The sequence below is a fragment of the Erythrobacter sp. W36 genome (genome assembly GCF_057364935.1).
The window spans coordinates 2,864,740-2,890,373 of record NZ_CP200281.1 but is presented as its reverse complement, the minus strand read 5'-3'; the positions used below and the strand labels follow the sequence as shown (position 1 = coordinate 2,890,373).

The following is a 25,634-nucleotide window of genomic DNA, read 5'->3' as shown; positions in this document are numbered from 1 at the left end:
TTGCGGCAAAAGCGCAAGCCCAATCTGCCTCTCGCCTTCCCCTTAGACCTGATCGGACAGGATCAACCACGCCGCCAGCGCATTGAGCCCGCTATATCCCAGATAGACCCAGACGAGCATGGGCCAGCCATTGGCGGCCAGCATCATCGCGGCAAGCAAGACCATGAATTCCGTCGCAAGCGTCAGCTTTCCGCCGAGCATATGCACAAACCATGGCATTTGCCCCAGCATTGGGTGCCTGCTTTTCAGCACCGCCTGATGCAAAGCGAAATTTCCCACGCCAAGGGCAAAGATGATGATTACAGGCAGCACAGCGGCACTATGGCGCAAACGCTGGTCTGCTGGAAAGGGTCATTCGTCGGGCAGTTTATCGCATCTGTCTGAAGCGCGCCGCACCAGTCGAGCGGCATTCTGCGGCGAACGAGCACCGAATGACCGCTGCCCCCCATTCCCCTATTTCTGATTGTGCAAGGGCGGTTACGGCACCCCATTCGAACCCCCGCTCGAACCGAGCCGCATCTTGCAAATGGAGGAATTTATGCTGAAGACAGTTTTGACCACTGCGGCGCTTGGCCTTGCAGTCGTTTCCACCCCCGCCCTCGCTGGCCCTAGTGATGTCCCGAGCGTTGAGATCGCAATTGCAGATATCAATCTCGCGACACCTGAAGGTCAGGCACGACTTGATCGCAGGGTTAAAAAAGCCGCACGCACCATCTGTAGGGTCGATGATCAACGTTCTGGCACCCGGCTTAAGTCGATGGACAATCAGCGGTGCTACGCCAAGGCAATGAAAAGCGCCCAGCGCCAAGTCGCCACCCTTGTGGAAGCGCAACAACGCGGCGGTTGATCGCCGATAGCCACAACAAGACCCCTATGAGCCTGCATTCAGGTCCATAGATGACGGCTCGGACCCTATCCAGTCCCAGGGTTCGGGTCGTCTTTTAGTATGGATTTTGACGCGGCCGCACGCGCATTCGTGACGGCTCGAGCACACCTTAGCGCCCGGCCATGCCTTTCACTTTTGAAAGATAGGTCCGGCCAATCCGCAAGGCGTCGCCGTTCTGCAGCTCAGCTGACCAAACCCCCAAACCATCATGGCGCAGGCCGCGAATGTTATCGCGCCGCAAAATGGTTGAACGGTGAATGCGAATAAATTCATCAGGATCCAACCGTTTTTCAAGCCCAGCGATAGTTTGGAGCAACAGGTAAGACTGAGGCGCTTCATCCGTGCCAATATGAAGGCGCACATAATCACGCTCAGCATCAATCTGATGCACTTCGCTTACCGCGACGCGCAGCAATTCTGAGCGATGCGGAACCCACAGCTCATCCAGCCATTTGCTGGTTTTCTTGCCCGTCTCACCGTGACGGGCAACGGCGCGCTCAATTGCGCGGCCCAATCGGTCAGCAGAAACGGGCTTCAGGACATAATCGATCGCCTCGAGGTCAAAAGCCTCGACCGCGAAGTCGTCATGCGCCGTCACAAAGATAACCGCGGGCGGATTTTTCATTTTGCCGAGCTTCTTCGCGACCCCGAGGCCGTCGAGCTCTGGCATCGTCATATCGAGCAAGATCAAATCTGGGGTCAGCGCCTCGACCAGCCGCAAAGCCGCGGCCCCATCGCTGGCCGTGCCAACCACATTGATTGAACCAAGTTCAGCGCAAATCACCTGAATGCGCTCAACCGCAAGAGGCTCATCATCGACAATGAGGGTGCGCAAGGCACTGCTGGTTTCTTCGGTGTCAGCCATTTTTGGTCAGTGGTATCCGCAGTTCTGTTTTGTATCCGCCCTCAATAGGGCTTGAGCTTAGAACAATATCTGAACCGAAGCGCGCCTCCAACCGGTCGCGGACATTGGCAAGACCAATGCCAAAGCCGTGGCTGGCATTTTCAGGAACGCCGGGTCCATCGTCGCTGACTGTCACAACCAGCCGATCAAACTCTTCGCGCGCTTTGACAGTAATGGTCACTGGTCGGTTTACGGCGGACACCGCATATTTGACCGAATTTTCAACCAGAGGTTGCAGGATCATGCCCGGCACGCGTGCATCCGCAAGATCATCAGGAAGGTCAAAATTGCAGACCAATCGCTCTGGAAAGCGCACTGCCTCAATGTCGAGATAGAGTTGCTGGAGGTCAAATTCGTCCCTCAGCTGAACGTCAGAGGTTGGCTCATCCGCCAGGCTGTGGCGATAAAACCGCGACATGGTTTGGATCATGCGCTCTGCACGTTCCGCCTTGCCAGTCATCACCAGCGCGGACAGCGAGTTTAGCGTGTTGAACAGGAAATGCGGGTTCACCTGATAGCGCAAAGATCGCAACTCTGCCGCCTCCGCAGCGGATCTGAATTCTTGTCCTCGCCGCTCTGCCGCGCGCGCTTGATAGCCCGCTAGAATAGCGAAATAGAGCGACGCCCAGGCGAGCAGCAGAAAATAACGGCCAAGCGCGATATCGAACACGGCTTTCCACACATCCGCGCTTGTTTGCGCAGGCACCAGGATAACACTCTCAGAATCGAGGATCGTATCGGCGCCATTCGCACCATCCGGCGCTACGCGCGTCACCGGTACATCAACCAGCAGATTGCCCGCCTCATCACGGCGCAGATTGATGCCGTTCTTCTCAGCGTATTTTCGTTCTTCCACTTCCTGCATGTCTTGGAAAACCAGGTGATTGGTTTTCCCAATCGCAATCGCAACCGGGACCGATAGGATGATCGCGGCCATCACCTTGAGCCATACGGCTTTGTGATCGAACAGGCGCAGCATGCCCCACAAGGCAATCGTCAGCGCTATGCCCACCATGGTCACGATGCCGCGTCGCCACGCCATTTCGATTTGCAGTTCGTAGTCCATTACGAAGCTGCGCATGGTGATGAGGACGAAATAAGTCGACCACATCACGATCATCGACAACAACACCATGCGGAAGGGCACTGTTGGCCGAGTTTCAGGGGTTTTCGAGATAATCATTAGACTTACGCAGATAGCGCGCGCGCGAATGCATGGCCAATTTCTCGTCGGACATGATCATGCATTGGTCGAATGCCGGTCTAGGCGTATCAACCGTTCAAACTGGCATTCGGGCCTGACTTCCCGCGCTTAAGCCCTGGGCTTGATCATTTCCGCAGGCACGATCCACTGCGCAAATTGCTCCTCGGTGAGCAGACCAAGTTCCATGCCCGCCTCTTTCAGAGTTGTGCCATCAGCATGGGCCTTTTTCGCGATTTTCGCCGCATTGTCATAGCCGATATGCGGGTTGAGCGCGGTGACGAGCATCAGGCTTTCGTTCATCAGCTTATCAATCCGATCAGTATTCGCGGTAATCCCGGTCACGCAATTGTCGGTGAAACTCCGCGCCGAATCGGCCAGCAGGCGTATCGATTGCAGCACATTGTAGATCATCACCGGCTTGAAGACGTTGAGCTCCAAATGCCCGTTCGATCCCGCAATGCTAACCGTCGTGTGATTGCCCATCACCTGAGCGCAGACCATGGTCAACGCCTCGCACTGGGTCGGATTGACCTTGCCCGGCATGATCGAAGAGCCCGGCTCATTTGCTGGCAGGGCAATTTCGCCAAGGCCGCTGCGCGGGCCAGAGCCGAGCAGGCGAATGTCATTGGCGATCTTCATCAGGCTGACGCCCACCGAATTGAGCGCGCCAGAGAGTTCCACCAGCGCATCATGCGCCGCCAAAGCTTCAAATTTGTTCGCTGCCGTCACAAAATCATGTCCGGTCAATTTCGCTGCATGAGCCGCGAATTTCTCTGCAAAGCCGGCCTTCGAATTGATCCCGGTGCCGACCGCAGTCCCGCCCTGGGCCAGCTCCAACACTCGCGGCAAAGCGTTTTCGAGCCGCGCAATCCCATATTCAACCTGCTTAGCGTAGCCTGAGAACTCCTGACCCAAGGTCAGCGGGGTCGCGTCTTGCAAATGGGTGCGGCCAATCTTGACTATATCCGCAAATGCCTGAGCCTTGGCGTCAAGTGCGGTGTGAAGCGCGCCGAGCGCCGGTATGAGCTGCTCCACCGTTTCGCTCGCCGCGGCAATATGCATTGCCGTCGGAAAGGTGTCGTTTGAAGATTGGCCCATATTGCAATGGTCATTGGGGTGCACAGGTTCTTTGCCGCCATGCTGGCCGGTCAGGATCTGGTTCGCGCGGCTGGCGATCACTTCATTGGCGTTCATATTGCTCTGCGTGCCAGAGCCGGTCTGCCAGACAGAAAGCGGGAATTGATCGGCCAAAGTGCCATCGATCACCTCATCCGCTGCCGCGACGATCGCCTCGCCCAATTTCGCATCGAGCACGCCCAGCTCCATATTGGCGAGCGCCGAGGATTTCTTCTGAATGCCCAGCGCCTTTACCAACGGCGCAGGCATAATCTCATCGCCAATTGCGAAGTTTGCGAGGCTGCGCTGGGTTTGCGCGCCCCAATGGCTGTCAGCCGGAACAGAGACCTCGCCGAGCGAGATCGGTCTCGATGCGCACTGCGCCTTCGCCTGCTGCACCCATATTTTTAACGTCGCTCATCGAAGACATACTCCATTCGGTCTATTTTAGGCTCCCATAAGCACTGCTAATCGTGAACGTCAAAGCCCTTGGCGCTAGCGGTGCGAACAGCTAAACGTCTTGACGCGCTGTATTGCTGGAGTAATACAGCTCTCGTGGAGTGAACATGACTGAGTTAAATGCACCTGTCGCCCGCAAGGCTATGATTGACAGTCAGCTGCGGACCAGCGGCGTGAATGAAGAATATGTGCTGGCGCGCATGAATGCTGTGCCGCGTGAGAATTTCGTGCCGGCTGAGGCGCGTCCTATTGCCTATATGGACCGCGCCGTGCCGCTGGGCGATGGCCGCTATCTCTCATCACCGGTTGTGCATGGGATGATGCTGACCGAGGCCGCGCCAACCAAGGACGACAGCGTTCTGGTGGTCGAAGGCGGGACGCAGTATTTGGCGGAGCTTATCGGGCCGCTGGTGGCGGACGTTCAGCAAATCAGCGCCGAAGAGGCTTTGGCCAAGAATTCGCGCAAGACATTTTCGCTGATCGTGATCGATGGCGCGATTGAGCATTTGCCCGACGGCCTTGCGAAACGCCTCGCCGAAAATGGCCGGATCGTTACCGGTATCGTTGAGAACGGCATCACCCGCATCGCATCGGGCCGCAAGGTTGCTGGTGCAGTTACCCTGCAAGCGGTGCACGATATCGGGATCCCGGTGCTGCACGAATTTGACCAAGCGAAAAGCTGGAGCTTTTAACGCATGACACGCGCGCCTCTGCCAAACATCCGCCGGATGACCTCTCTGGCCAGTATCGCTGCGGCGCTCGCTGCCGGGGCGATAGCTGTGCCTGCTCAAGCGGATACGCTGCGCGATGCCTTGGTTGAGGCCTATAACACCAATCCCACACTGCAAGGCGCACGAGCTGATCAGCGCGCAACCGATGAAGGCGTGCCAATCAACCGCGCCAACGGACTGCCGACCGCGACAGTAACGGCGACCCATATCGAGTTTGTGCGGCGCTCCGCCAACTCATTCACCGCGCCGGAACGCAACCTTGGCGTCAATGCGGCGTTGCTCGTCCCGGTCTATTCTGGCGGTGCCGTGCGCAATGCAGTGCGCGCCGCCAAAGAGCGCGTGGCCGCTGGCCAGGCCACTTTGCGCAATACCGAAAGCACCGTGTTCAGCCAGGTCGTTGCCGCCTATATGGATGTGCTGCGGACGGAATCGCTGGTTGCGCTCAGCGCCAATCAGGTCGAAGTGCTGCGCATCAATCTCGAGGCAACCAGCGACCGTTTTGAGATCGGCGATCTGACGCGCACGGACGTCGCGCAATCGCAATCGCGGCTGGCTTTGGCCGAGGGTGATCTGAGACTGGCCGAGGCCAATGTCATCTCCGCGCGCGAGGTCTATTTGCAATTGGTTGGCAAAGCGCCCGGCACGCTGATGGCGCCGCCGCCGCTGCCTGGATTGCCCAAAAATGTTGGCGAAGCTATCGTAGCCTCGCTTGAGAACAACCCCAATCTGATCGCCGCGAAAGAACGCGCAGAGGCCGCTGGATACGACACAGAAGTTGCTGGCGCCGGGCGTCTTCCCACCGTCGGCCTGTTTGCCAATGGCGATTACAGCGATTTCTTCGGAACACTCGGCGGGCCGGTTTCATCCGACTTTTCGCAAAGTGAGAAGACCGCGAATGTCGGCGTCCGCGTGACGATCCCGATTTTTCAGGGCGGACTAACGGCTGCACGGCAACGCCAAGCGGGCGCTCGTGAAACATCAGCCCTGGAGGCGGTGATCGCCTCTGAACGCAGCGTCATTCAGGAAACCCGCTCAACCTATTCCAATTGGCAGGCCGCCAATGCGGTGATCGAAAGCTCGCAAGTGGCCGTAGAAGCCGCTGAGCTCAGCCTGGAAGGCGTGAAAGCGGAAAATTCGATCGGCAATCGCTCGATCCTGGATGTGCTCAATGCTGAGCAGGAATTGCTCTCTGCCCGGGCGCAATTGGTGACCGCACGGCGAAACGCCTATGTCGCTGGCTTCTCCCTACTCGCCTTGATGGGGCAGGCCGAAGCACGCGACCTTAACCTTGATACCGGCGGCGTGCTTTACGACCCGCAAGTTAACTATGAGCGGGTTCGCGGCAAGATCTGGGACTTTGATCGCGACCCAGAACCTACGCCAAATTCGACCAGAACCGTTGACATTCCGGCGGCTGACGCGACAATTGGCCCGACATTGGATTCAGGCGAAGGCAATTGACACGCGGCTAACTATCCGTAACTGCGTCTGAAACTTAGTTAACAGTATCAGCGAGCTAAGAGCACAAAATGGCGCAAGATAACGAAGCTTCGGTCGAGGAAATCCTCGAATCAATCAAGAAAGTGATCGCCCGCGACAACCGTGAGGGTGCGCTGGAAGCACGCCGTCGGCGCGAGGAAGAGGCCGAACGCGCGGATACAGCCATTGTCGCTGAAGACGCTGACGAAGTGCTCGACCTGGCAGAAATGGAATTCGCCGAAGATGTGGATGCCGATGATCAGGTGGGCGACGACGGAGAGTTTCTGCTCAGCGCCAGCCAAAGCGAAGATCACGATCCGCAGCTGACCAATGAGGCGGTCCGCGGCGCGATGCGCGAAAACCTGGAGGCCTTGGCGATGCTGGCGGAGCCTGGCGCGCAGCCGCAGATCGTTCGCTCTGGCGAGACCTCACTCGAGGGGCTGACCCGCGATCTGATGCGTCCAATGCTGGCCGAATGGCTCGAGAAGAACCTGCCCGGTATTGTTGAGAAGCTCGTCCAAGCTGAAATCGCCCGGATCGCTGGCAAGCGCGGCTAGTTTTTGCGTCTGCGCGCGCTTCGCCGCGCGTGAAACTCTAGCCAGAGACGAAGCGAGGCGTTAGGCCCCGTCTCCATGACGAAATTCATGCCCAGCAGCGCCGCTTTCGCTGCACTTTGCATCGCTCTTTTCCCGCATTCGCCTGCCGCCGCTGATGACCATGCCAAGGTCATTCCGGGAGTGGAAACCACCCCAATGTCGGCGGAGGACTTAATCTCCACGCCGCGTCTTGGCGGGCCGATCGTTACGAATGATGGGCGCTTTGCGATTTACCAAGTCACTCGGACCGATCCTGAGAGTTTTGAGCGCACGCCGAGCCTCTATCTGCTGGACCTGAAAGAGCCGGGCAAGGCTCCTGTTTCTCTGGACCTAGGGCTCTCGGCCAATTCACTCGCCTTCGGCTCCGACGACAACCTCTATTTTCTCTCCTCTGAGCACACCGACGAAAGCGAGGAAGAGCGCAGCCGCGTTTGGAAGGTCGCATTGGAGGCCGATGGCATTGTCACTGGCCCGATCTTGGTCGCTGACACGCCGCTTGCCGATATTCACGGCTTCAAACTGTCGCCCGATGGTGACCGGATCGCGCTGTGGGCACCAATCGCTCGTGATTGCCCGACATTTGGCTGCGAAGGTGATGGCGAAGCCCATCTTCCCGGACCGGGAACAGGAAGGCTCTACGAGGGCGATGGTGGGTTCTTCCGCCATTGGGACACCTGGTCGACGCCGGGCACTTACAACCGCGTGTTCGTATTCGATATCCACCGTGGGCGGGTCATCGGCGGCGTTCCGATTGACGGTGTTGATCCGGAAACTGGACTCACCGGCAACACACCCACCATGCCGTTCGGCGGCGGCGAGGATATTGTCTGGGCACCGGACGGGGCGGGCATCTATTTCGTTGCCCGTGAGAGCGGCGCGGCAGAGCCCACTTCGACCGATTTCGACATCTACTTCTCCGACCTTTCGGGCGGAGCGCCGAGCGAGCTTACCGCCGCGAACCAAGCGGTCGATACCGGCCCAGAGCCGTCGCCTGATGGCAGATATCTCGCCTATGTCGCCATGGCCCGGCCCGGCTACGAATCTGATCGCACTGTCGTGCATCTCCGCGATCTCAAGTCCGGCGCAACCCGCCCGCTGACCCAGGAATATGACCGCAGTTTTGGTGGACTCTCTTGGACGCCAGACAGCAAAGCCATTCTGGCCACCGCCGCTGATGTTCTCGACACTCCCGTGTTCAAGATCGATCCAGAGACCGGCGCGGTTGAGAAGCTTGATCTGATGGTCAGCAATGAGGCGCATATCGGCAATGTCACGCCATTGCCCGGCGACCGTTTGCTGTTCACGCGCGATCTCGATTGGCGCGCCCGCCGAACTGTTCCTCTCAGACGGATATGGACAGGCCCGGCCGCTGACCGATGTCGCCACCACCCGCACTGGTAAGATGGCCTCCACAGTGACCACACGCTTCAGCTTTCCGGGCGCTGGCGGTGAGACTGTCTGGGGCCAGATCACGCGGCTAGAGCAGCAAACCGGCCCCATCCCGGCGATCCTCTACATCCACGGCGGCCCGCAGGGTACATTCCGCGATGGATGGTCCAGCCGCTGGAACCCGCGCGTTCTTGCAAGCCAGGGCTACGCAGTAATCTCGGTCGATTTTCACGGCTCTGCTGGATACGGCCAGGACTTCATGGATGCGATCAACAAGGATTGGGGCGGCAAACCACTCGAAGACCTGCAACTCGGCCTTGAAGCAGCGCTCAAACTCGACCGTCAAATCGATGGCGGCAATGCCTGCGCCATGGGCGCGAGCTATGGCGGCTATATGGTCAATTGGATCGCAGGAAACTGGCCAGATCGCTTCAGCTGTCTGGTCCAGCATGACGGCCTGTTCGACATGCGCAGCTTCTATTACTCGACCGAAGAACTGTGGTTCCCCCGCTGGGATTTCGGCGGATCATACAGCGAAGCGCGCGAAACCTATGAGCGCTGGAACCCCGTCAATCACGTCGACAAATGGAAAACGCCAATGCTCGTGATCACCGGTGAGAAGGACTACCGCGTACCATACAGCCAAGGCCTGCAGAGCTTCACCGCGCTGCAGGAACGCGGCATCCCTTCGCAATTGCTGGTGTTCCCAGATGAGAACCACTGGGTGCTGGGCGCGGAAAACTCGCTGCAATGGCATGGTACCGTGTTCAATTGGCTCGACCAATGGCTGGTGCAGAACGTCGAGACTGTAAAAGAATGACGGAAAGCCCGAACGAACTGAGCCTGCTCGCGGCGCAAACCGCATTGTCCAAGAAATACGGCGCAGAGACTGAGCGTCATATCTTCCTATGTGCGCTCAGCGAGAAGCAAAAGTGCTGCTCACCAGAGGCAGGCGAAGAAGCCTGGACCTTCCTCAAGACGCGGATGAAGGAACTGGGCCTGATCGGCCCCAAGCGCACGTCAGAGCATCCGCGCGGGCCGGGCGGCGGCGTTCAGCGCAGCAAAGCCGATTGTTTGCAGATCTGCTCCCACGGACCAATTGCCGTCGTTTGGCCAGATGAGGTCTGGTATCATTCCTGCTCGCCCGCCGTATTGGAGCGGATCATCACCGAACATCTAATTGGCGGAGAGCCCGTTGAAGAATTCCGACTGCAACCGGCACCGCGCGCGGTTTAGCCAACTGAGCTAGCGCTCAATCCTCGTCGCGCTTGCCCCACAGCTCATCAGGATCGGGCAGCTTGTTGTCGACCGATTCGTCATGCCCGGTCCCATTGGACAGGAACACCAGCCCCATCAGCCCGCCGCCGAGCAGCATCGTGAAGCTGATGCCAAGCGCCACCGCGATGTAGAAATGGACCGAAATCGCGCCGTTGAACTTATACAACAGCGCCAGCGCGATCACGACGACGCCGATCGTCACCCCCATCAACAAACGCATGATGCGGCGATAGCGCGCCCAAGCGTAAGCGGCGTTTTCTGGATCGTCGAGCGGGGATTTGTTGACCATTGCCCACACATGCGCCGGGGCAGGGGAGGATTCAATAGGCTTGCGATGGACCCGAAGGCTGTTTGAGGCGGCTTATGCCTGCCCCGCGCCCTAAGTGACTCGCCAGATTCGCTTTTTTGCGATTCAAGTGGCATGTTTTGCAAGTCGTCACAGGAGGCCGCGCAACATGACCATCGCCAAAATCATCGCCAAACGATCCGCTTCGGATATCATCGCCTGCAATGTCGATACGCCGGTCTCGCAAGCGGTGGCGATGCTAGCGGGTAAGAAGATTGGCGCTTTGCCGGTGCTCGATAGTGGCGCGGTCGCAGGAATTCTGTCTGAAAGAGATGTGATTTACCGCATGGCAGAAGAGGGCGCGAGCTGTCTCAACAAGACCGTTGGTCAAATCATGACCTCACCTGCGGTGACGGTTGAGCCCTCGACGACGATCGATGATGCCTTGGCGCTGATGACCCGGCGGCGGTTCCGCCATTTCCCCGTGATCGACAACGGTGCGCTGTGTGCCTTCATCTCCATCGGCGACCTGGTGAAGAGCAAAATTGACGAGGTTGAGCACGAGGCCGAGGCTCTGCGGACCTATATTCAAACCGGCTAATGCAGGGCCACGTGCGCGGTAGTGCTTGAGGAATGGGGCAAGGCCGCCTAAATTAGACGCATCATGGCCGAAACACTCAAACTTACACCCTCTGCTGCGAAGCGCGTTGCGCTGATCGCTCAGAAGCAGAATGCGCCCGCTATTCTGCGCCTGTCCGTCGAGGGTGGGGGATGCTCTGGTTTTCAGTACAAGTTTGATCTGGCCAATGCGCCCGACAATGATGACAGCGTGAGCGAGACCGACGGCGTGAAACTGGTTGTGGATCCGGTCAGCCTCGACCTTGTCGGCGGCAGCGTGGTGGATTTTGTCGAATCACTGGGCGGGGCGGCATTTAAGGTCGAAAACCCCAATGCGGCGGCCGGATGCGGATGCGGCTCCAGCTTCGGGATTTGAGTTAGACCCGCGCGGCACTTTGGGCCATTACGGCTTTCATGAAAATTGCGACCTACAATATCAACGGGATCAAAGCCCGTCTGCCGCGCCTGAAGGAATGGCTCGCCGAAACGCGCCCCTCTGTGGCCTGTCTGCAAGAGATCAAAAGCCAGGACGAAGGCTTTCCAGCCAGCGAGTTTGAAGAGCTCGGCTATCACGCGATCTGGCATGGGCAGAAGAGCTTCAACGGCGTTGCCATTCTGACCGATGGCAAAGCGGGCTATGAACCGCCCAAAGAGATACAGCGCGGCCTTGGCATTGATGGCCCAAAGGAAGGCGAGGGCGAGCAATCGCGTTATCTCGAGGCCGACATTACGGACACAGACGGGAATACGACCCGGATCGTGTGCATCTATCTGCCAAACGGCAATCCGCTGCCCGGGCCGAAATTCGACTATAAGCTTGCCTGGATGGAGAAACTGCGCACTCGCATGAACGAGATCTGGGCTGAAGAAGTGCCGGCGGCGGTGCTGGGCGATTACAACGTGATCCCAGAGGACGATGACGTCTTCGCGGTCAAGGCGATGGCCAGCGATGCTCTGATGCAGCCAGAATCGCGCGCCGCCTACGCCAGATTTCTGGGTGATGGCTGGACCGATGCGGTGCGCACGCTCAACCCGCGCGGCGGCGTGTGGACCTATTGGGACTATCAAGCCGGTGCATGGCAACGCGACCATGGCTTCCGGATCGACCATATCCTGCTCTCGCCGGAAATGGCGGATCGGCTAACCGCCGTTGGCGTGGACAAGGAACATCGCGGGCGCGAGAAGGCCAGCGATCACGCGCCTGTCTGGGCCACCTTGAAAACTGAGACCTAGCTGCCCGCGCCCTCCACCCTTCCGCCCGGATTAATGTCCGGTAGGCTCCGGGCGGAAGGGTGGAGCGCGCGGGTGGCGGAGGTTCTCCAAAACAAAAGCCCCCCGCTGTTTCCAGCGAGGGCCTGCTAAACTCTTGAAGATCAAACTACCGGTAGAAGATATGGGTGTTGATCGAGGCGCGCTGCGTCTTTTTTCGGCTCCATGAGGGCCGCACATATTTCGCGTGGAAATAGAGCGAATCGTCCACCTCGGATTCCCACATGGCATCATGCGCGATTTGGGCGATCGCTTTGGCGCGCTTCCAAGCAGCGGTGCCGGTGCGAATGTTCGGCATTCGGCCGCCCTTTACGAAAGAGAATTGCGCGCGCTGGTAGACAACGCCGCAATAGCTCGCCGGGAAGCGGCGATCATCGGCGCGGTTCATCACAACTTTTGCAACGGCGAGCTGGCCAGCAAGGGGCTCACCGCGCGCTTCAAAGTAGACCGCGCCAGCTAGGCAGCGCAGTTCTTCGGACAAAGTACCAGAGGTATCGATTTGACCAACAAGCTGGCGCAGCGAATCCGCTGTTGGTGCTGCTTGAGGGATCAAAGAAGCTTTCTCGTCGTCTTCCAATGTTTCCGCGGCCAGTGGCTGAACCACTTCCTGCGAAATGAAGACGGTGTCGCTGCTTTCAGCGACTTCAGGAACGGACACCACTTCAGCGTCGCTTTCCTGAGCGACAGCGCCGGACATGTCGGCACTGGAGAAACTGATGGTGCCGATCGCGACAATCGCGGCTGCACTCAAAGAATAAGTCTTACGACTCATGAAAAATCACATTCTGTGCGGTGAGCAAGCTCCGACGCAGGCTTAGACCTGTTGCGAGCGTTTTCGCGGATTAAGAGAGGGGTCTAAATATGCCTACCGGCTGCCCCCCGTCTGCGTGCTAGTCTGCCGGCCTTATCGCCGCGTCAAACCGCCTACGCTCTTGGAAGCTGTGCAGCCAAATAGTCACAGCTGAAACTATGTCAAGTTAATGGAGGTTGGATGCGACGAAGCGTTCCGGGTCCGCGACGTCCACCTCCAGGATCCAATTATCGGGGTCTTGCGCGCCTCGCCGTTCCAGATATTCGGTAAATTCATATCTCTTTTCAGTATCTTGGAACTTTGTCGCAACGAAAGAGCGGGACCCGTCTAGCTGCGGCATCCGCTCATAAAGTGTTGCGTTTTCACCGCGATACATGGTTACCACGAGGATCGTTCCAGCGTCCTTTTCACCCTTCGAAAGCACCATCGCCGTGCCGCCCTCCGCCTCGGCAGCGCGGATCAAACCGGTGATTTCGATATGGGCAGGCAGCCGCGCGTCCATTTTACTGGCCTGAGCTGTCCGGATCAGAGGTGTATCCAGAAAGGCTGGAGAGCGCGATCCGCGAGCGCATGAATGTGCCCGTGCCGCGGCCAATTTCATCGCCCTCGGCATCGACCAGCCGCGATTCGGCGACAAACACCCGGCGTTTTCCGCTGACCCACCGCCCCTCGGCCACAACCTCTCCCGCCCGCACAGGCTTGGTGAAGTGCAGGTTGAAACTGGTCGTGAGCAGAAAGCGATCGGTTGCCAGCGTGTTGGCCGCGTAAAAGGCCGCATCATCGAGCATTTTGAAATAGATCGTGCCGTGGGCCGCGCCAGCGGCGTGAAACACATCTTCAGTGATAGTGAAGGCCAGACGCGAGCGCCCTTCCTCGACAATCGCGAGCTCAGAGGCGAATTTCGCGTTGATCGGCGCGGAGTTATACAGCCGCTCAAGCGCGCGGTAATGCCGCTCAGCGCCTCCGGAAGAGGCCTCTGCGCCCGAACCAGTCGCAGGCTCACTCATGTGATCCTCAGGCGGCATCACGCAGGAATTGATTGGTCAGAACGGAATAAAGCGCATCTGCATCCGGTGCCTCTAGCACCGCATCTAGAATCGCATCATCGCGCATCAACCGCGAAATGGTCGCCAAAGCGTGCAGATGAGTAGCGCCCGCATCTTCTGGTGATACCAGGCCGAAAATCAGGCTGACAGGCATGGCATCAGCCGCAGCGAAATCGACCGGCTGTTCCAGGCGGAGCAAAACCACAGTCGGGCGCTTTACCTCGCTTGAGCGGCAGTGGGGAATCGCTACAGCCCGGCCGAAGCCGGTGCTACCAAGCGCTTCACGCTCTTCTAAACGCTCAAGGATATCCGCGCGATCAAGTCCATGAACGTCCGAGAACATCTCGGCAATTCGGCTCAGGACTTCCTGGCGCGTTTCCAAACGAGCCGAGGCAACCGCCTCGGGCAGCAATCTCAGATTTACATCCATCGCAAAAATCGTGATCCTAATTCAGTCACTCACATTTCATAACCACATCACTGGGGTTGCCGCTGTCCAGCGCGGCGTTTCTCCTGCGGTCATGAAGGGGCAATTCTGTCAGCGGGGGTGCTGCGCTGCCCTATCGCGGCTCAACCCAACCGATTGAACCATCTGAGCGGCGATAAACCATATTATGCCTCTCAGTGCCAGCATTTTTGAAGAACAATGCGTTCGTATCGCGCAAATCCAGCATCATTACAGCGTCCGCAACGCTGTAAGATGGGATGTCTGTGCTGGTCTCTGCGACCACCAGCGGCGCGTCCGCCACAACCTCTTCTTCAGGCTCCTCAGCGGCGGCAAAGATGGTGTAGGCCGCCTCTTCTTCACGCTTTGCATGGTCGGCTTGCTCATGCCGGTCGTTTAGGCGGCGTTTGTAGCGGCGCAGCTGCTTATCAATCTTGGCCGCGGCATTATCCAGCGCTTGGTGGGCGTCATGCGCATCCCCCCGAGCCTTCAGGATCAGGCCCTGCATCACATGCGTCACAATGTCGCATGAGAACGCGCCGCCCGGCGCTTTGCCAAAGGTCACATGAGAGGAGATCGCTCGGTCGAAATATTTATCGACGATGCCGCCTAAACGGTCTTCGACATGCTCTTGCAATGCCGCGCCAGTTTCCACTTGATGCCCTGAAACCCGGATATCCATTGTGGCTGTCTCCTTTGTTGTGTTCGACCCAAATGCCCCAAACCCAATGCGCGTGTTATGATGTGAGAGAACTCAACGCGCCCAAATTGCCTTTTCAATTCCGTCAACGAACGCCTTGTGCCGCGCCAATTCTTCGGCTGTCGCGGCATGCGGGCGCGGTTCACGGCGATCGCGCCGCTTTGCCGCTGCCGCCAAAGCCGCCGCTGGCACGCTGACATCTTCCCGGCCGCTCGCCGCGTCAAATCCTACGTCCGCTGCGAGCCCCAAGCCAATCTGGCGGCCACCGGTCAGCTCAACATAGACCTGCGCCAGCAATTCCGCATCAAGCAGCGCCCCGTGCTTCACTCGGTGGCTGCGATCGATGCCGTAGCGAGTGCAAAGCGCATCCAATGAGAGCTTTGAACCCGGATGCTTCTTGCGCGCCAGAGCAACCGTATCAACCATCCTCTCGAGCGAGATCGGCTCCATCCCGATCAGCACCAGCTCGTTGTTCAAAAAGCCAAAATCAAAGCTGGCATTGTGCGCAACCAGCGGCGCATCGCCAAGAAACTCCAACAATTCGCCCGCCGTGTCCTTAAACAAGGGCTTTGTCTCTAGGAACGAGATCGAGAGGCCGTGAACCGCCTCTGCGGCCTGCGGCATATCGCGCTGAGGATTGTAATAGGCGTGATAGCTGGCGCCCGTCGGCACCCGCCCCACCATCTCAACACAGCCAATTTCAACCATCCGGTCGCCTGTCTTAGGATCGAGGCCGGTGGTTTCTGTATCAAAGACGATTTCGCGCATTGGCAGTACTATCGGACCAAGATTGCGAAGGCGCAAGAGGTCAATTGCAGCAGCTTAACCCAAATTGGTGTCATTAGCAGGCGGTTAGCCAAAGCCGCGCCGCGCGTCAGGCGTTGTTAGTGGTAAGCTGCGCAATCAAATCGCTCACCGCCGCCTCGGTTTCCTCCAGCGAAGTGCCTGTATCAATCACATAATCTGCGCGTTTGCGCTTTTCGCTGTCGGGCACTTGCAGGCCGAGAATGTGCTCAAATTTCTCCGCCGTCATGCCGGGGCGGGCAAGCACCCGCTCACGCTGCGTCTCTGCCGGGGCGGAAACAACCACAACGGCATCGACCGCTTCATTGCCGCCGCCTTCAAACAAGAGCGGTATGTCAAACACCAGCAGCGGAGAGCCTACATTGTCTTGCAGGAACTCGGCGCGTTTCTGGCCAACCGCCGGGTGCACAATGCCCTCTAGCTGCCGCAGCTTTTCCGGGTCAGCGAACACCAGTTTGCCCAGCGCCTCTCGCTCAACTCCGTTTGGCCCAGTTGAACCGGGAAAGGCAGCCTCAATCGCAGGCAGCAAGGATCCGCCAGGGCCCTGCATCGCGCGCACCTGCGCATCGGCATCGAATACGGGCACGCCTTGCGCCTCAAACATGGCGGCTACGGTCGACTTTCCCATGCCGATTGAGCCGGTGAGGCCGAGGATGAACGGCTTGCTCACTGAGATATCACCTCGCGCAGCTGTGCATCGTGATCGCGGGGCGGGGCCTGCCCGAAAAACTTCTCAAACGCCGCTGCTGCCTGGCCAATCAACATGGAAAGCCCATCAATTGTCGGAAATCCTGCCTTGGCCGCGCGCTGCAAAAACGGGGTTTCAACCGGGTCGGTGACAATATCATAGGCGATGCTTCCGGGCGGCGCGTGGCTCCAGTCAAACACGAGCTCTTGGCTGCCGCGCATACCCAAAGGCGAGGCGTTCACCACCAGATCGAGGCACCTGTCGCGGTCATCAAAGGCAAAGTCTGTGGGTTTTGCGAAATGATCGAGTGGGGCGGTGTAATGCTCCCCCTCAGGGTGCAGCTCTTTCAGCACTTGCTTTGCCTTGGCTTGATTGCGCGCGGCGATCACGAGGGTGAAGCCATGCGCGGTGAGCGCGGTGATGATCGCCCGGGCCGCTCCGCCGGTCCCAATGATGCGCGCCATGCGAAACAGATGCTCGCTGGCCAAAATGTCCTGCAAGGGCTCTGTAAAGCCCACCGCATCGGTGTTCGCACCGATCAGCTCGCCATTGTCGCCGCGGTAGACCGTGTTGACCGCGCCGATCGTTTGCGCATCGACCTCAACCTGATCGAGCAGCGGGATCACCTCTTGCTTTAGAGGCATAGTGATGTTGCAGCCGCGCCAAGCCGAATCCTCGCGGCGCTCAGCGATATAGCTAGCCAGATCAGCGCTGGTGACGCGGTAAGAGCGATAATCCGCCTCAATCCCAAGCTGTTTTAGCCAAAATCCATGGATCAGAGGCGATTTCGACTGCGCAATCGGGTCGCCAATCACCTCGGCATAGGGTTTTGGCGCACTCATGAGGGCAGCACATCCAGTTCGCGCAGCGCGCCAAGCACAGGCAGAAGCGGCATGCCCAGCACGGTGAATTGATCGCCTTCAATTTCCTCGAACAATTGCACGCCCATGGCCTCAATCCGGAAACACCCAACGGTGAAGCCAATCTCTGGCCATTCGTGGCTCAGATAATGCTCGATAAAGTCCTCTGACAGCTCTCGAACGTGCAATTTGGCCAGCGAAGTCCCGCTCCATTCGCATGTATTTGCCCGCACCAGCGCCGCTGCGCTGTGCAGCTCAATCGCTTTGCCAGAGAAAAACCGCAAATGCTCCGCCGCATTTGCGCGGTTGGTCGGCTTGTCGAAGCGTTTGCCGCTCGGCAACAACCAAAGAATCGCTGCCCAAAACCAACGCATCAGGCTCATGCGCCGCAATCGCCGCCGCTTTCGCGACCGCTAGCGCTTCGGCAATCTCATGCGGCGCGGAGCCCGCCATCTCGTCCTCAAGAGCGCGCTCATCTATTGACGCCGGGCGCGCTTCATAGGTCACACCGGCAGCATCGAGCATCGCACGGCGAGAGGCCGACTTGGAGGCCAATATGAGTTTCAGAGAGGGTGCGTTCATATCGGCTTAGAGGTCCCATCAACCGGGCGATCGCGGCGCTGGCGCTCTTGCACCAGGCGAATAATCGCCGCCGCGCTTTCCTCAATCGAGCGGCGCGTCACGTCGATTACGGGCCAGCCATTGTCGGCAAACATCCGGCGCGCAAATTGCAGCTCATCCTTCACGCGGTCACCGTCAACATAGGAGGTCTCCGTGCCCTCATTAAGCGACAGCAGGCGGTTGCGCCGGATTTGGACCAAGCGCTCTGGTGCGGTGGTAAGGCCGACGACCAGTGGATGCCGCAGGCCAAACAGCGCCTTGGGCGGGGGGCTTTCTACCACGAGCGGGATATTTGCGACCTTATAGCCGCGATTGGCGAGATAGATGCTGGTGGGCGTCTTTGAGCTGCGCGAAACACCGGCCAGGACAATGTCCGCCTCTTCCCAATTCTCCCAGCCAATGCCGTCATCATGCGCAATGGTGAACTGGATCGCCTCAACCCGCTTGAAATAGGCCTCGTCCATCAAGTGCTGGCGGCCCGGGCGACCATGCGCCTCTTCGCCCAACTGCGCCTCTAAAGCCGCCGTGACGCCATCCAGCACTGGAACGGCTGGCAGGCCGAGCTGTCGGCAATGCTCCTCCAGCCGGGCGCGGGTGTCAGGATTGACGAGTGTGAAGAGCACCAGACCAGGATTGTCGGCCAGATCAGGCACGATCCGGTCCAAATGCTGGCGCGAGCGCACCATCGGCCAAAAGTGCCGGTTTACCTCGGGGTTGTCGAACTGAGCCAAAGCCGCCTTGGCAATCATTTCCAAGGTTTCGCCGGTGGAATCCGATACGAGATGCAGATTCAGCCGGTTCATAGCGTTTGGTGTTTGATCCTTAGGCGGCGCGGTGGCATTTTGTGCTGCTTAGTGGCCATGCTTTATCAGCGGCGCAGGCATGTTGATAGACATAGGTATAAACCACGGGAGAAACCGGTCGACAAGATCGGGGATGGGATTCATGCCCAGTGACAGGCTTGGAGCTGCCCATTTGTCGACACGGGACAGCGAGTTTGAACAGGCTGGGGAGAGCGGGGATAAGAATGGCTTGACCGCACAAACACCTAGATTCGCGTTCACCTTTGGGTCTGTTCAGAGCCGGAGAAATCAGGCAGAGGCTGGTAATTCCCGATTTCCACAGGGCCAACAAACTCCTACAAACCTTATATAAATATATATATTTATTGATTGGAGCCGTTCTATGCCGGGCATCTTGCTCGAAACTCTTAAAGGAACCAAACAGGAAAAGGTTCCCATTTGGCTGATGAGGCAAGCCGGTAGGTATTTACCCGAATACAGGGAGTTACGTGCCGAAAAGGGCGGTTTCCTGGAGCTTGTGTACGACAGCGAAGCGGCCGCTGAGATCACGGTTCAGCCTATTCGCCGGTTCGGCTTTGACGGGGCGATCCTGTTTTCTGATATTTTGATCGTGCCCCATGCGATGGGCCAAGGCCTCGCATTTCTCGCGGGCGAGGGCCCCAAACTGAGCCCTACTTTGCTGGAGGCGAAGCTTGAGGATTTCACTGCGGCGCCGGAGCGATTTGATCCGATCTATGAGACCGTGCGGCTGACACGCGGCATGATCAGCGACGAGGTCACCATGCTCGGTTTTGCGGGCAGTCCGTGGACCGTTGCGACCTACATGATCGCTGGCGAGGGTAGCAAAGATCAGGGTCCAGCGCGCTTGCTCGCTTACCGCGATCCGGCCCGTCTGCAGGCGATTTTGGACGCGATCGTCGATGTCACCATCGGCTATTTGCGCGGTCAGATCGACGCTGGGGCAGAGGCGGTCCAATTGTTCGACAGCTGGGCAGGCAGTCTCGCGCCAGGTGAGTTCGAACGCTGGGTTATCGCGCCGAACGCAAAGATCGTTTCAGCGGTAAAGCAGTCACATCCCGACACTCCGATCATAGGATTTCCGAAGGGTGCGGGGGCGAAATTGCCGAGCTATGCCCGCGAGACCGGGGTCGATGCGATCGGGATGGATGAGACGCTGGATCCAGACTGGGTCCATTCGGTTTTGCCCGACGGGATGCCGGTCCAGGGCAATTTTGATCCTCTGTTGCTGGAAGCGGGCGGCGATGCCGTTGGTGCCCGTGCAAAACTGATCCTTCGCGCCTTTGCTGAGCGTCCGCATGTCTTTAATTTGGGGCATGGCATTGGCCAATTCACGCCGATTGAGCATGTCGAAAGCTTGCTTGAGACCATTCGGGGCTGATCAGGGGATGAAATTCACGCCAAGTCTCCCTACACAGGCTGCATGCAGGATCCTCTTTCGTTGATGTACGTGTGGCTCAAAGCAGGCCATGTGATTTTCATGGTGTTCTGGCTAGCGGGGCTGTTCATGCTGCCGCGCCAATGCATCTACATTCTCGACCACGCCAGCGGCTCTGAGGGTGAGGCAAAATGGGCCGAGCGCATGGGTAAGCTGCGCAAAATCATCATGACGCCCAGCCTGATAATCGTGTGGGTCTTGGGCCTGACTTTGGCCTATTCCACCGGCGCATTCACGCAAGGCTGGTTCCACGCAAAACTAGCCCTGGTGCTGTTGCTGACGGGCTATCACGGCTGGCTGGTGGGCCAGACGAAAAAGATGGCGCGCGGCGAGCGGCCGCTTACCGAAAAACAATTGCGCATGTTCGGTGAGGTGCCCGGTCTGATCCTCGTTGTGGTCGTGGTGCTGGTCTACACACGGCCGTTCTAAGCGCGGCGATTGTTGCCCGGTCAGGTTTTCCGCAGACTTATCCGGCGCCTTACACCTGCCTTTCTCAGCCCAGCGGCAATTCGGCAATTGACCTGAGCGCGCGGCTCTCATATTTTGCAATTCATCAACCCGGCTTTGATGGCGCGGCAATCGCGTTATCAGGTCTGCTTTCTCCAAGCCCAAGCCTGCTCGCAAATCTGCGATCTGGCACCTCTTTTCAAAAAGAGGCACTGACCCGCCGGTCATCTCCAAGACGGAACCTAAATTACTATGCATCTTAAAGACTTAAAACTGAAAACCCCCGCTGAACTCGTCCAGATGGCCGAAGAATTGGGCGTTGAAAGTGCCTCGACCATGCGGCGGCAAGATCTGCTGTTCAGCATCCTGCGCGAGCTGGCTGAGGACGAAGAATACAACGAAGACATCATGGGGATCGGCACGATCGAAGTGCTGCAGGACGGCTTTGGCTTCCTGCGTTCGCCAGATGCGAACTATTTGGCTGGTCCTGGCGATATTTACGTCTCGCCTAACCAGATCCGCAAGTGGGGCCTGCGCACCGGCGACACCGTCGAGGGGCAAATTCGCGCGCCAAAAGAGGGCGAACGCTATTTCGCGCTCACCGATCTTACCAGCGTGAACTTCGAAGACCCTGAAAAGGTGCGGATGCGCACCAATTTTGACAACCTTACGCCGCTCTATCCGGATGAGAAGCTGACGCTCGATCAAGCCGATCCGACTGTCAAAGACAAATCCGCCCGGGTGATCGATATCATCTCACCCCAGGGCAAGGGCCAGCGCGCATTGATCGTTGCGCCGCCTCGGACTGGTAAAACGGTTCTGCTGCAGAATATCGCCAAGGCGATCACTGATAATCACCCTGAAGTGCACCTTCTGGTCTTGCTGGTGGATGAGCGCCCGGAAGAAGTCACCGATATGCAGCGCAGCGTGAAGGGCGAGGTTATCTCCTCCACCTTTGACGAACCGGCCAATCGCCACGTTCAAGTCGCTGAAATGGTTATCGAAAAGGCAAAACGCCTAGTCGAGCATAAGAACGACGTGGTGATCTTGCTCGATTCCATCACGCGCCTTGGCCGGGCCTACAACACGGTTGTGCCAAGCTCTGGTAAGGTTCTGACCGGCGGTGTGGATGCCAACGCTCTGCAGCGCCCTAAGCGCTTCTTTGGTGCTGCGCGCAACATTGAGGAGGGCGGCTCGCTTTCCATCATCGCGACCGCGCTGATCGATACCGGTAGCCGGATGGACGAAGTGATCTTCGAAGAATTCAAAGGCACCGGTAACTCTGAAATCGTCCTGGACCGTAAGGTTGCCGATAAGCGCATCTTCCCAGCGCTCGACGTTGGTAAATCGGGCACGCGTAAGGAAGAGCTGCTCGTCGAGAAGGACAAGCTGTCCAAAATGTGGGTGCTGCGCCGGATCCTGATGCAAATGGGCACGGTCGACGCGATGGAATTCTTGCTCGACAAAATGAAGGATTCCAAGACCAACGAAGATTTCTTCGAAACGATGAACCAGTAGAAGCTGATTGGCGATATGCTGCGGCAATATCTCTATATCAGCACTGCGCCGAGCCTCTCGCGCGAGGAAGTGGAATCGATCTTAGGCAGCAGCGCTCGTAACAATCCCGCACGCGGGGTGACGGGCCTGCTGCTGTATAATGGACGAAACTTCCTCCAACTGCTTGAGGGGGAAGAGGCGGAGCTGGTCGATTTGATGCTGCGGATTTCCTATGATCCGCGTCATTCCGGCGTTTCCTTGCTGGATCGGCGTAATATTGCTGAGCGGGCGTGCTCGGACTGGGCGATGAAGCGAATTTTGATCGCAGAACCGGTTGAGGAACGTCAGCGCTTGCTCGAGGCTGAGCTTCCGCAAAGTTTGGAGCCAGAAACGCGCAAACTGATCGTCAATTTTGCGGTTTTGAACTGACCTCTGGGCGCAAGACGCTCGGTTTGGTCAAATATGCGCCCCGCAAGCAAACCGCTTAAGCCGCGTTAACCGTTCATTTTCACTGAGACGGTATTTGGAACCCAGCCAAGGGGACAAAGACCGTGCGTCAGATCATATATAGGAGTGTGCAAACGCCTGAACTGGGCGAGGGCGGCGTGTTTGAAATCATCCAAACATCCGTTCGCAACAACACCGCAAATCAGCTGCGCGGCTTTCTAATCTACTCAGGGCAATCGTTTTTTCAGGTCCTGGAGGGGCCGGAGGATGCGGTGAGCGCCGTCTTTGAAGTAATCTGCAAAGATCCTCGTCATATGAATATCGAGGTCTTGCGAGATCAAACCATTCAACAGACACATTTCGAGCGCTGGGCGATGCAGCGGATTGCCGTTCAAGGTGGTGATGATTGGGCTGCCAGTCTTGGAGCCCTGGAAGAGCCGGTCCGCGAAGCCGGTATTCTGCCATTTGTTGAAGAGTTCTTGGGATCGAGCTCCGCCAAAGCGGCGTAGACACGCAGTTTCGCGGGTTTAGCTCGCTGCTTCTTGCGCTTCCAATTGCGCGCCCATCATTTCCCAGACCTTGTTCACGGCCTTTAGCGGCCTGATCATAACCTTGAAATCTTTGATTTTTCCTTCTTCATCGAAGGTGATCATGTCTATGCCGTTCACTTTGATGCCGTCCATCTCGGTCTCAAACTCGAGGACGGCTGTGTCGTCGCCAACGACCTCGCGAATATAGCGAAAATTGGCATTGCCGAGCGTCTGCCCCGCCGCGGAAAGATAGGCGACGACGATCGGACGTCCTTCTTGCGGAGTGTGCACGACCGGAGAGTGAAAAACCGCGTCTTCGCGCATGATACTAGCCAATTCAGACGCTTTGCTGCCGTTTTCAGCGATCTGATGCCATCTTTTGAGGGCGTCGTGGGCGGTCATGCTTGTCATATTGGAAGGCATCCTTGGATCATTAATTTCGTTTGGCATTCGGTTGATACTATGCATTGCGCTTCGCCAATGCCAAACCAAATGTTACAGCGCAAAGCAGAGCATAAATGCCAGGGCGATGGGCCCCGTGAGGATGGAGAGGACACCCTATGAAGGTCAATATTGAGATTGATTGCACGCCAGAAGAAGCGCGCAGCTTCATGGGCCTGCCTGATGTGACAGAAGCCAACAACGCTTACGTCGATAACATCACCAAAGCGATGAAGGGCGTATGCAGCCCTGATCAATTGCAAGAATATGCTCAGGCCTTGGCGCCCATGGGTCAGATGGGGCTGAAGATGTTCCAGAACTTTGTCGAAAACGGCATGCGGGCAGGGGCGATGGGCGGATCGCCGCGTTCCAAAAAAGATAAATCAGACGACTAAACCATTGAATACACTGTTATACTTAGGCCAGCATTGAATGAGTGACACCATCTTTGCGATTTCCAGCGGTGCGCCTCCCGCTGCGATTGGCGTCATCAGAATTAGCGGGCCTGAGGCAGGGTCCGCCTTGCGCAAACTGGCGGGGCGAGACTTTACGGCGCGCCGCGCATCACTTGCGACATTGCGAGACGCGGATGGTGGGCCGCTCGATCAGGCTCTGGTTCTGTGGTTTCCCGGTTCTGCGACGGCAACTGGCGAAGATTTGGCGGAACTGCATTGCCACGGGGGCAGGGCGGTCTTGGCTGCTGTTTCGAGCGCTTTGGAGACGATTCCAGGCCTTCGACCGGCCGAAGCAGGCGAATTCACTCGGCGCGCCTTTGCCAATGGGCGGATTGATTTGGCTGAAGCGGAGGGGCTGGGCGAACTGCTCAGCGCTGAGACGGAGCTTCAGCGGGCGGCGGCGATCCAAATGGCAGGCGGTGCGTTTTCGGCGCAAGTAGAGGCATGGCGTACATCTGTTTTGCGGCTTTCGGCACAATTGGAGGCGGCGCTCGATTTTTCGGACGAGGACGACGTGTCAGAATTGCCCCCGCAGTTTGCCGAGGACATTGGTGCGTTGTCGCAAGAGCTGGACGAGTGGCTGAGCCGCCCGCGAGCGGAGAAATTGGGCGAGGGCTACCGAGTGGTGCTCGCCGGGCCGCCCAATTCCGGCAAATCCACGCTATTTAATGCTCTGATAGAAAGCGAAGCGGCGATCACGTCGGACATCGCCGGCACCACGCGCGATGTGATCGAGCGGAATGTCGCCATTGCGAGCGTCCCCTTTAGTTTTGTCGATACGGCGGGCCTGCGGGATGAGAGCGATGATGCCATCGAGCGGATTGGTATCGACCGCGCTCGTGAGCAGCTTGGGCGAGCGGATACAATCCTATGGCTTGGGCCTGAGGGCGAGGGACCCGATGGCGCTTGGGAAGTGGCGGCCAAGAGTGACGCGGATGATTATGAGGCGAAGCTTTCTGCCAATTACGTGCTTTCGGCAACAACGGGTACGGGGGTCGATGCGCTAAAGCAGGGCTTGGTAGTGGCAGCGAGGGCGGCTTTGCCGAAGCCCGGCGAAGCAGCGCTGAATGCAAGGCAGCACTCGGTCCTATCAGACGCTGCTCAGGGGCTGCGTGGGGCGATTGGGCAAGGTGATCCGTTGTTATGCGCAGAGGAGCTCAGGCAGGCCCGAGGCGCGTTTGACAGGCTCATTGGCCGCACAACCACCGAAGATATGCTGGACACGCTGTTTGGGCGTTTCTGCATCGGGAAATAGGTCTATTGGTGGGCGAAGCCGTAAGATCTCAGCGCTTCGCTCACAAATAATCCAAGCCGAGCAGTGTTTCACGTGAAACAGCTTTGACGCAGGCGGCGTGACACCCTATCTGG

32 protein-coding genes and 1 pseudogene are annotated in these 25,634 nt (G+C 58.0%); 17 read left to right on the top strand and 16 right to left on the bottom strand.

Going from position 1 to position 25,634, the window contains the following annotated elements; translation table 11 throughout:
- Positions 1 to 42 precede the first annotated feature (42 nt).
- Positions 43 to 231, bottom strand: a complete 189-nt coding sequence (locus AC0V6U_RS14205; protein WP_472643789.1) for a hypothetical protein — start codon at positions 229 to 231, stop codon at positions 43 to 45.
- A 307-nt stretch (positions 232 to 538) separates the two neighbouring features.
- Between AC0V6U_RS14205 and AC0V6U_RS14200 the strand changes: the two genes are divergently transcribed.
- Positions 539 to 847: a UrcA family protein gene (locus AC0V6U_RS14200; protein WP_486169504.1), complete on the top strand. Its 309-nt coding sequence runs from the start codon at positions 539 to 541 to the stop codon at positions 845 to 847.
- A gap of 148 nt (positions 848 to 995) precedes the next feature.
- Here the strand turns inward: AC0V6U_RS14200 and AC0V6U_RS14195 are convergent, their stop codons facing one another.
- The 3 genes from AC0V6U_RS14195 to fumC all read right to left on the bottom strand — a co-directional run bounded on the left by AC0V6U_RS14195 (position 996) and on the right by fumC (position 4,509).
- Entirely contained in the window at positions 996 to 1,751 is a 756-nt protein-coding gene (locus tag AC0V6U_RS14195; RefSeq protein ID WP_472643786.1) for a LytR/AlgR family response regulator transcription factor, read from the bottom strand.
- Positions 1,744 to 2,973: a sensor histidine kinase gene (locus tag AC0V6U_RS14190; RefSeq protein ID WP_472643785.1), complete on the bottom strand. Its 1,230-nt coding sequence runs from the start codon at positions 2,971 to 2,973 to the stop codon at positions 1,744 to 1,746. Before AC0V6U_RS14190 ends, AC0V6U_RS14195 begins: the two co-directional genes overlap by 8 nt.
- 129 nt (positions 2,974 to 3,102) lie before the next feature.
- On the bottom strand, positions 3,103 to 4,509 hold the full coding sequence (gene fumC, locus AC0V6U_RS14185; protein ID WP_472643784.1) for a class II fumarate hydratase: 1,407 nt from the start codon (positions 4,507 to 4,509) through the stop codon (positions 3,103 to 3,105).
- 167 nt (positions 4,510 to 4,676) lie between these two features.
- On the opposite strand from fumC, the gene AC0V6U_RS14180 reads away from it, so the two are divergent.
- The 6 genes from AC0V6U_RS14180 to AC0V6U_RS14155 all read left to right on the top strand — a co-directional run bounded on the left by AC0V6U_RS14180 (position 4,677) and on the right by AC0V6U_RS14155 (position 10,000).
- Entirely contained in the window at positions 4,677 to 5,261 is a 585-nt protein-coding gene (locus tag AC0V6U_RS14180) for a protein-L-isoaspartate O-methyltransferase family protein (protein ID WP_472643782.1), read from the top strand.
- A 36-nt stretch (positions 5,262 to 5,297) separates the two neighbouring features.
- Positions 5,298 to 6,761: a TolC family outer membrane protein gene (locus AC0V6U_RS14175; protein ID WP_472645779.1), complete on the top strand. Its 1,464-nt coding sequence runs from the start codon at positions 5,298 to 5,300 to the stop codon at positions 6,759 to 6,761.
- 68 nt (positions 6,762 to 6,829) lie between these two features.
- Complete coding sequence (locus AC0V6U_RS14170; RefSeq protein WP_472643780.1) at positions 6,830 to 7,336, top strand: DUF2497 domain-containing protein; 507 nt, start codon at positions 6,830 to 6,832, stop codon at positions 7,334 to 7,336.
- Positions 7,337 to 7,411: 75 nt separating this feature from the next.
- Positions 7,412 to 8,776 carry a TolB family protein gene (locus tag AC0V6U_RS14165; RefSeq protein ID WP_472643779.1) on the top strand — a complete coding sequence of 455 codons (1,365 nt, stop codon included), beginning with the start codon at positions 7,412 to 7,414 and terminating at the stop codon, positions 8,774 to 8,776.
- A 1-nt stretch (position 8,777) separates the two neighbouring features.
- Complete coding sequence (locus AC0V6U_RS14160) at positions 8,778 to 9,584, top strand: S9 family peptidase (RefSeq protein WP_472645778.1); 807 nt, start codon at positions 8,778 to 8,780, stop codon at positions 9,582 to 9,584.
- Positions 9,581 to 10,000 carry a (2Fe-2S) ferredoxin domain-containing protein gene (locus tag AC0V6U_RS14155; RefSeq protein WP_472643778.1) on the top strand — a complete coding sequence of 140 codons (420 nt, stop codon included), beginning with the start codon at positions 9,581 to 9,583 and terminating at the stop codon, positions 9,998 to 10,000. The genes AC0V6U_RS14160 and AC0V6U_RS14155 overlap by 4 nt, the downstream gene beginning before the upstream one ends.
- Positions 10,001 to 10,016: 16 nt before the next feature.
- Here the strand turns inward: AC0V6U_RS14155 and AC0V6U_RS14150 are convergent, their stop codons facing one another.
- The gene (locus AC0V6U_RS14150; protein WP_472643777.1) at positions 10,017 to 10,331 is read right to left on the bottom strand and encodes a hypothetical protein; all 315 of its coding nucleotides are present in this window, start codon (positions 10,329 to 10,331) and stop codon (positions 10,017 to 10,019) included.
- A gap of 166 nt (positions 10,332 to 10,497) precedes the next feature.
- Between AC0V6U_RS14150 and AC0V6U_RS14145 the strand changes: the two genes are divergently transcribed.
- The 3 genes from AC0V6U_RS14145 to xth all read left to right on the top strand — a co-directional run bounded on the left by AC0V6U_RS14145 (position 10,498) and on the right by xth (position 12,179).
- Entirely contained in the window at positions 10,498 to 10,929 is a 432-nt protein-coding gene (locus tag AC0V6U_RS14145) for a CBS domain-containing protein (RefSeq protein ID WP_472643776.1), read from the top strand.
- 63 nt (positions 10,930 to 10,992) lie between these two features.
- The gene (gene erpA, locus AC0V6U_RS14140) at positions 10,993 to 11,322 is read left to right on the top strand and encodes an iron-sulfur cluster insertion protein ErpA (protein ID WP_472643775.1); all 330 of its coding nucleotides are present in this window, start codon (positions 10,993 to 10,995) and stop codon (positions 11,320 to 11,322) included.
- A 38-nt stretch (positions 11,323 to 11,360) separates the two neighbouring features.
- Positions 11,361 to 12,179 (top strand): exodeoxyribonuclease III, encoded by an 819-nt coding sequence (xth, locus tag AC0V6U_RS14135; RefSeq protein WP_472643773.1) that lies wholly within the window; start codon positions 11,361 to 11,363, stop codon positions 12,177 to 12,179.
- Between the two features lie 145 nt (positions 12,180 to 12,324).
- On the opposite strand, the gene AC0V6U_RS14130 is transcribed toward xth, so the two are convergent.
- The 10 genes and pseudogenes from AC0V6U_RS14130 to AC0V6U_RS14085 all read right to left on the bottom strand — a co-directional run bounded on the left by AC0V6U_RS14130 (position 12,325) and on the right by AC0V6U_RS14085 (position 18,993).
- Complete coding sequence (locus AC0V6U_RS14130) at positions 12,325 to 12,987, bottom strand: cell wall hydrolase (RefSeq protein WP_472643771.1); 663 nt, start codon at positions 12,985 to 12,987, stop codon at positions 12,325 to 12,327.
- A 205-nt stretch (positions 12,988 to 13,192) separates the two neighbouring features.
- A complete protein-coding gene (locus AC0V6U_RS14125) occupies positions 13,193 to 13,528 on the bottom strand; it encodes a DUF1491 family protein (RefSeq protein WP_472643770.1) in 336 nt (111 codons plus the stop codon).
- Between the two features lies 1 nt (position 13,529).
- Positions 13,530 to 14,033, bottom strand: a complete 504-nt coding sequence (locus AC0V6U_RS14120; RefSeq protein WP_472643769.1) for a PaaI family thioesterase — start codon at positions 14,031 to 14,033, stop codon at positions 13,530 to 13,532.
- Between the two features lie 7 nt (positions 14,034 to 14,040).
- On the bottom strand, positions 14,041 to 14,502 hold the full coding sequence (locus AC0V6U_RS14115) for a PTS sugar transporter subunit IIA (RefSeq protein ID WP_472643768.1): 462 nt from the start codon (positions 14,500 to 14,502) through the stop codon (positions 14,041 to 14,043).
- 130 nt (positions 14,503 to 14,632) lie between these two features.
- Positions 14,633 to 15,199, bottom strand: a complete 567-nt coding sequence (hpf, locus tag AC0V6U_RS14110; protein ID WP_472643767.1) for a ribosome hibernation-promoting factor, HPF/YfiA family — start codon at positions 15,197 to 15,199, stop codon at positions 14,633 to 14,635.
- Positions 15,200 to 15,271: 72 nt separating this feature from the next.
- On the bottom strand, positions 15,272 to 15,985 hold the full coding sequence (gene dnaQ, locus AC0V6U_RS14105) for a DNA polymerase III subunit epsilon (RefSeq protein ID WP_472643766.1): 714 nt from the start codon (positions 15,983 to 15,985) through the stop codon (positions 15,272 to 15,274).
- A gap of 106 nt (positions 15,986 to 16,091) precedes the next feature.
- Positions 16,092 to 16,691: a dephospho-CoA kinase gene (coaE, locus tag AC0V6U_RS14100; protein WP_472643765.1), complete on the bottom strand. Its 600-nt coding sequence runs from the start codon at positions 16,689 to 16,691 to the stop codon at positions 16,092 to 16,094.
- On the bottom strand, positions 16,688 to 17,551 hold the full coding sequence (gene aroE / locus AC0V6U_RS14095) for a shikimate dehydrogenase (RefSeq protein ID WP_472643763.1): 864 nt from the start codon (positions 17,549 to 17,551) through the stop codon (positions 16,688 to 16,690). Before aroE ends, coaE begins: the two co-directional genes overlap by 4 nt.
- Positions 17,548 to 18,151 (bottom strand): annotated as a pseudogene (locus AC0V6U_RS14090) (Maf family protein). Before AC0V6U_RS14090 ends, aroE begins: the two are co-directional and overlap by 4 nt.
- Positions 18,148 to 18,993, bottom strand: coding sequence for a pyruvate, water dikinase regulatory protein (locus AC0V6U_RS14085; RefSeq protein WP_472643762.1), 846 nt, complete (start codon positions 18,991 to 18,993; stop codon positions 18,148 to 18,150). The pseudogene AC0V6U_RS14090 and the gene AC0V6U_RS14085 overlap by 4 nt, the downstream one beginning before the upstream one ends.
- A 382-nt stretch (positions 18,994 to 19,375) precedes the next feature.
- On the opposite strand from AC0V6U_RS14085, the gene hemE reads away from it, so the two are divergent.
- The 5 genes from hemE (at position 19,376) to AC0V6U_RS14060 (ending at position 23,349) form a co-directional block, all read left to right on the top strand.
- Positions 19,376 to 20,392: a uroporphyrinogen decarboxylase gene (gene hemE, locus AC0V6U_RS14080; protein ID WP_472643760.1), complete on the top strand. Its 1,017-nt coding sequence runs from the start codon at positions 19,376 to 19,378 to the stop codon at positions 20,390 to 20,392.
- A 42-nt stretch (positions 20,393 to 20,434) separates the two neighbouring features.
- On the top strand, positions 20,435 to 20,878 hold the full coding sequence (locus AC0V6U_RS14075; protein WP_472643759.1) for a CopD family protein: 444 nt from the start codon (positions 20,435 to 20,437) through the stop codon (positions 20,876 to 20,878).
- Positions 20,879 to 21,148: 270 nt separating this feature from the next.
- Positions 21,149 to 22,414: a transcription termination factor Rho gene (gene rho / locus AC0V6U_RS14070; protein WP_472643758.1), complete on the top strand. Its 1,266-nt coding sequence runs from the start codon at positions 21,149 to 21,151 to the stop codon at positions 22,412 to 22,414.
- Between the two features lie 15 nt (positions 22,415 to 22,429).
- A complete protein-coding gene (locus AC0V6U_RS14065; RefSeq protein WP_472643757.1) occupies positions 22,430 to 22,822 on the top strand; it encodes a BLUF domain-containing protein in 393 nt (130 codons plus the stop codon).
- A gap of 122 nt (positions 22,823 to 22,944) precedes the next feature.
- A complete protein-coding gene (locus AC0V6U_RS14060; protein ID WP_486169503.1) occupies positions 22,945 to 23,349 on the top strand; it encodes a BLUF domain-containing protein in 405 nt (134 codons plus the stop codon).
- Between the two features lie 18 nt (positions 23,350 to 23,367).
- Here the strand turns inward: AC0V6U_RS14060 and AC0V6U_RS14055 are convergent, their stop codons facing one another.
- Positions 23,368 to 23,781, bottom strand: a complete 414-nt coding sequence (locus AC0V6U_RS14055) for a nuclear transport factor 2 family protein (protein ID WP_472643754.1) — start codon at positions 23,779 to 23,781, stop codon at positions 23,368 to 23,370.
- Positions 23,782 to 23,930: 149 nt separating this feature from the next.
- Between AC0V6U_RS14055 and AC0V6U_RS14050 the strand changes: the two genes are divergently transcribed.
- Together AC0V6U_RS14050 and mnmE are read left to right on the top strand one after the other, a co-directional pair.
- The gene (locus tag AC0V6U_RS14050; RefSeq protein ID WP_472643753.1) at positions 23,931 to 24,206 is read left to right on the top strand and encodes a DUF6489 family protein; all 276 of its coding nucleotides are present in this window, start codon (positions 23,931 to 23,933) and stop codon (positions 24,204 to 24,206) included.
- 37 nt (positions 24,207 to 24,243) lie between these two features.
- Positions 24,244 to 25,521, top strand: coding sequence for a tRNA uridine-5-carboxymethylaminomethyl(34) synthesis GTPase MnmE (gene mnmE, locus AC0V6U_RS14045; RefSeq protein WP_472643752.1), 1,278 nt, complete (start codon positions 24,244 to 24,246; stop codon positions 25,519 to 25,521).
- Positions 25,522 to 25,634 lie beyond the last annotated feature (113 nt).

What these genes read in the sequence shown, in the direction of transcription:
- AC0V6U_RS14125 (WP_472643770.1), bottom strand. Translation starts at nt 13,528, where the DNA reads ATGGACGCGCGGCTGCCTGCCCATATCGAAATCACCGGTTTGATCCGC.
- AC0V6U_RS14075 (WP_472643759.1), top strand. Translation starts at nt 20,435, where the DNA reads ATGCAGGATCCTCTTTCGTTGATGTACGTGTGGCTCAAAGCAGGCCAT.
- AC0V6U_RS14200 (WP_486169504.1), top strand. Translation starts at nt 539, where the DNA reads ATGCTGAAGACAGTTTTGACCACTGCGGCGCTTGGCCTTGCAGTCGTT.
- AC0V6U_RS14180 (WP_472643782.1), top strand. Translation starts at nt 4,677, where the DNA reads ATGACTGAGTTAAATGCACCTGTCGCCCGCAAGGCTATGATTGACAGT.
- AC0V6U_RS14175 (WP_472645779.1), top strand. Translation starts at nt 5,298, where the DNA reads ATGACCTCTCTGGCCAGTATCGCTGCGGCGCTCGCTGCCGGGGCGATA.
- AC0V6U_RS14190 (WP_472643785.1), bottom strand. Translation starts at nt 2,973, where the DNA reads ATGATTATCTCGAAAACCCCTGAAACTCGGCCAACAGTGCCCTTCCGC.
- dnaQ (WP_472643766.1), bottom strand. Translation starts at nt 15,985, where the DNA reads ATGCGCGAAATCGTCTTTGATACAGAAACCACCGGCCTCGATCCTAAG.
- AC0V6U_RS14150 (WP_472643777.1), bottom strand. Translation starts at nt 10,331, where the DNA reads ATGGTCAACAAATCCCCGCTCGACGATCCAGAAAACGCCGCTTACGCT.
- AC0V6U_RS14115 (WP_472643768.1), bottom strand. Translation starts at nt 14,502, where the DNA reads ATGGATGTAAATCTGAGATTGCTGCCCGAGGCGGTTGCCTCGGCTCGT.
- hpf (WP_472643767.1), bottom strand. Translation starts at nt 15,199, where the DNA reads ATGGATATCCGGGTTTCAGGGCATCAAGTGGAAACTGGCGCGGCATTG.
- erpA (WP_472643775.1), top strand. Translation starts at nt 10,993, where the DNA reads ATGGCCGAAACACTCAAACTTACACCCTCTGCTGCGAAGCGCGTTGCG.
- mnmE (WP_472643752.1), top strand. Translation starts at nt 24,244, where the DNA reads ATGAGTGACACCATCTTTGCGATTTCCAGCGGTGCGCCTCCCGCTGCG.
- AC0V6U_RS14055 (WP_472643754.1), bottom strand. Translation starts at nt 23,781, where the DNA reads ATGACAAGCATGACCGCCCACGACGCCCTCAAAAGATGGCATCAGATC.
- AC0V6U_RS14050 (WP_472643753.1), top strand. Translation starts at nt 23,931, where the DNA reads ATGAAGGTCAATATTGAGATTGATTGCACGCCAGAAGAAGCGCGCAGC.
- AC0V6U_RS14130 (WP_472643771.1), bottom strand. Translation starts at nt 12,987, where the DNA reads ATGAGTCGTAAGACTTATTCTTTGAGTGCAGCCGCGATTGTCGCGATC.
- AC0V6U_RS14065 (WP_472643757.1), top strand. Translation starts at nt 22,430, where the DNA reads ATGCTGCGGCAATATCTCTATATCAGCACTGCGCCGAGCCTCTCGCGC.
- AC0V6U_RS14165 (WP_472643779.1), top strand. Translation starts at nt 7,412, where the DNA reads ATGACGAAATTCATGCCCAGCAGCGCCGCTTTCGCTGCACTTTGCATC.
- AC0V6U_RS14205 (WP_472643789.1), bottom strand. Translation starts at nt 231, where the DNA reads ATGCTGGGGCAAATGCCATGGTTTGTGCATATGCTCGGCGGAAAGCTG.
- AC0V6U_RS14085 (WP_472643762.1), bottom strand. Translation starts at nt 18,993, where the DNA reads ATGAACCGGCTGAATCTGCATCTCGTATCGGATTCCACCGGCGAAACC.
- AC0V6U_RS14120 (WP_472643769.1), bottom strand. Translation starts at nt 14,033, where the DNA reads ATGAGTGAGCCTGCGACTGGTTCGGGCGCAGAGGCCTCTTCCGGAGGC.
- xth (WP_472643773.1), top strand. Translation starts at nt 11,361, where the DNA reads ATGAAAATTGCGACCTACAATATCAACGGGATCAAAGCCCGTCTGCCG.
- aroE (WP_472643763.1), bottom strand. Translation starts at nt 17,551, where the DNA reads ATGAGTGCGCCAAAACCCTATGCCGAGGTGATTGGCGACCCGATTGCG.
- AC0V6U_RS14145 (WP_472643776.1), top strand. Translation starts at nt 10,498, where the DNA reads ATGACCATCGCCAAAATCATCGCCAAACGATCCGCTTCGGATATCATC.
- AC0V6U_RS14155 (WP_472643778.1), top strand. Translation starts at nt 9,581, where the DNA reads ATGACGGAAAGCCCGAACGAACTGAGCCTGCTCGCGGCGCAAACCGCA.
- AC0V6U_RS14170 (WP_472643780.1), top strand. Translation starts at nt 6,830, where the DNA reads ATGGCGCAAGATAACGAAGCTTCGGTCGAGGAAATCCTCGAATCAATC.
- AC0V6U_RS14195 (WP_472643786.1), bottom strand. Translation starts at nt 1,751, where the DNA reads ATGGCTGACACCGAAGAAACCAGCAGTGCCTTGCGCACCCTCATTGTC.
- rho (WP_472643758.1), top strand. Translation starts at nt 21,149, where the DNA reads ATGCATCTTAAAGACTTAAAACTGAAAACCCCCGCTGAACTCGTCCAG.
- AC0V6U_RS14160 (WP_472645778.1), top strand. Translation starts at nt 8,778, where the DNA reads ATGGCCTCCACAGTGACCACACGCTTCAGCTTTCCGGGCGCTGGCGGT.
- hemE (WP_472643760.1), top strand. Translation starts at nt 19,376, where the DNA reads ATGCCGGGCATCTTGCTCGAAACTCTTAAAGGAACCAAACAGGAAAAG.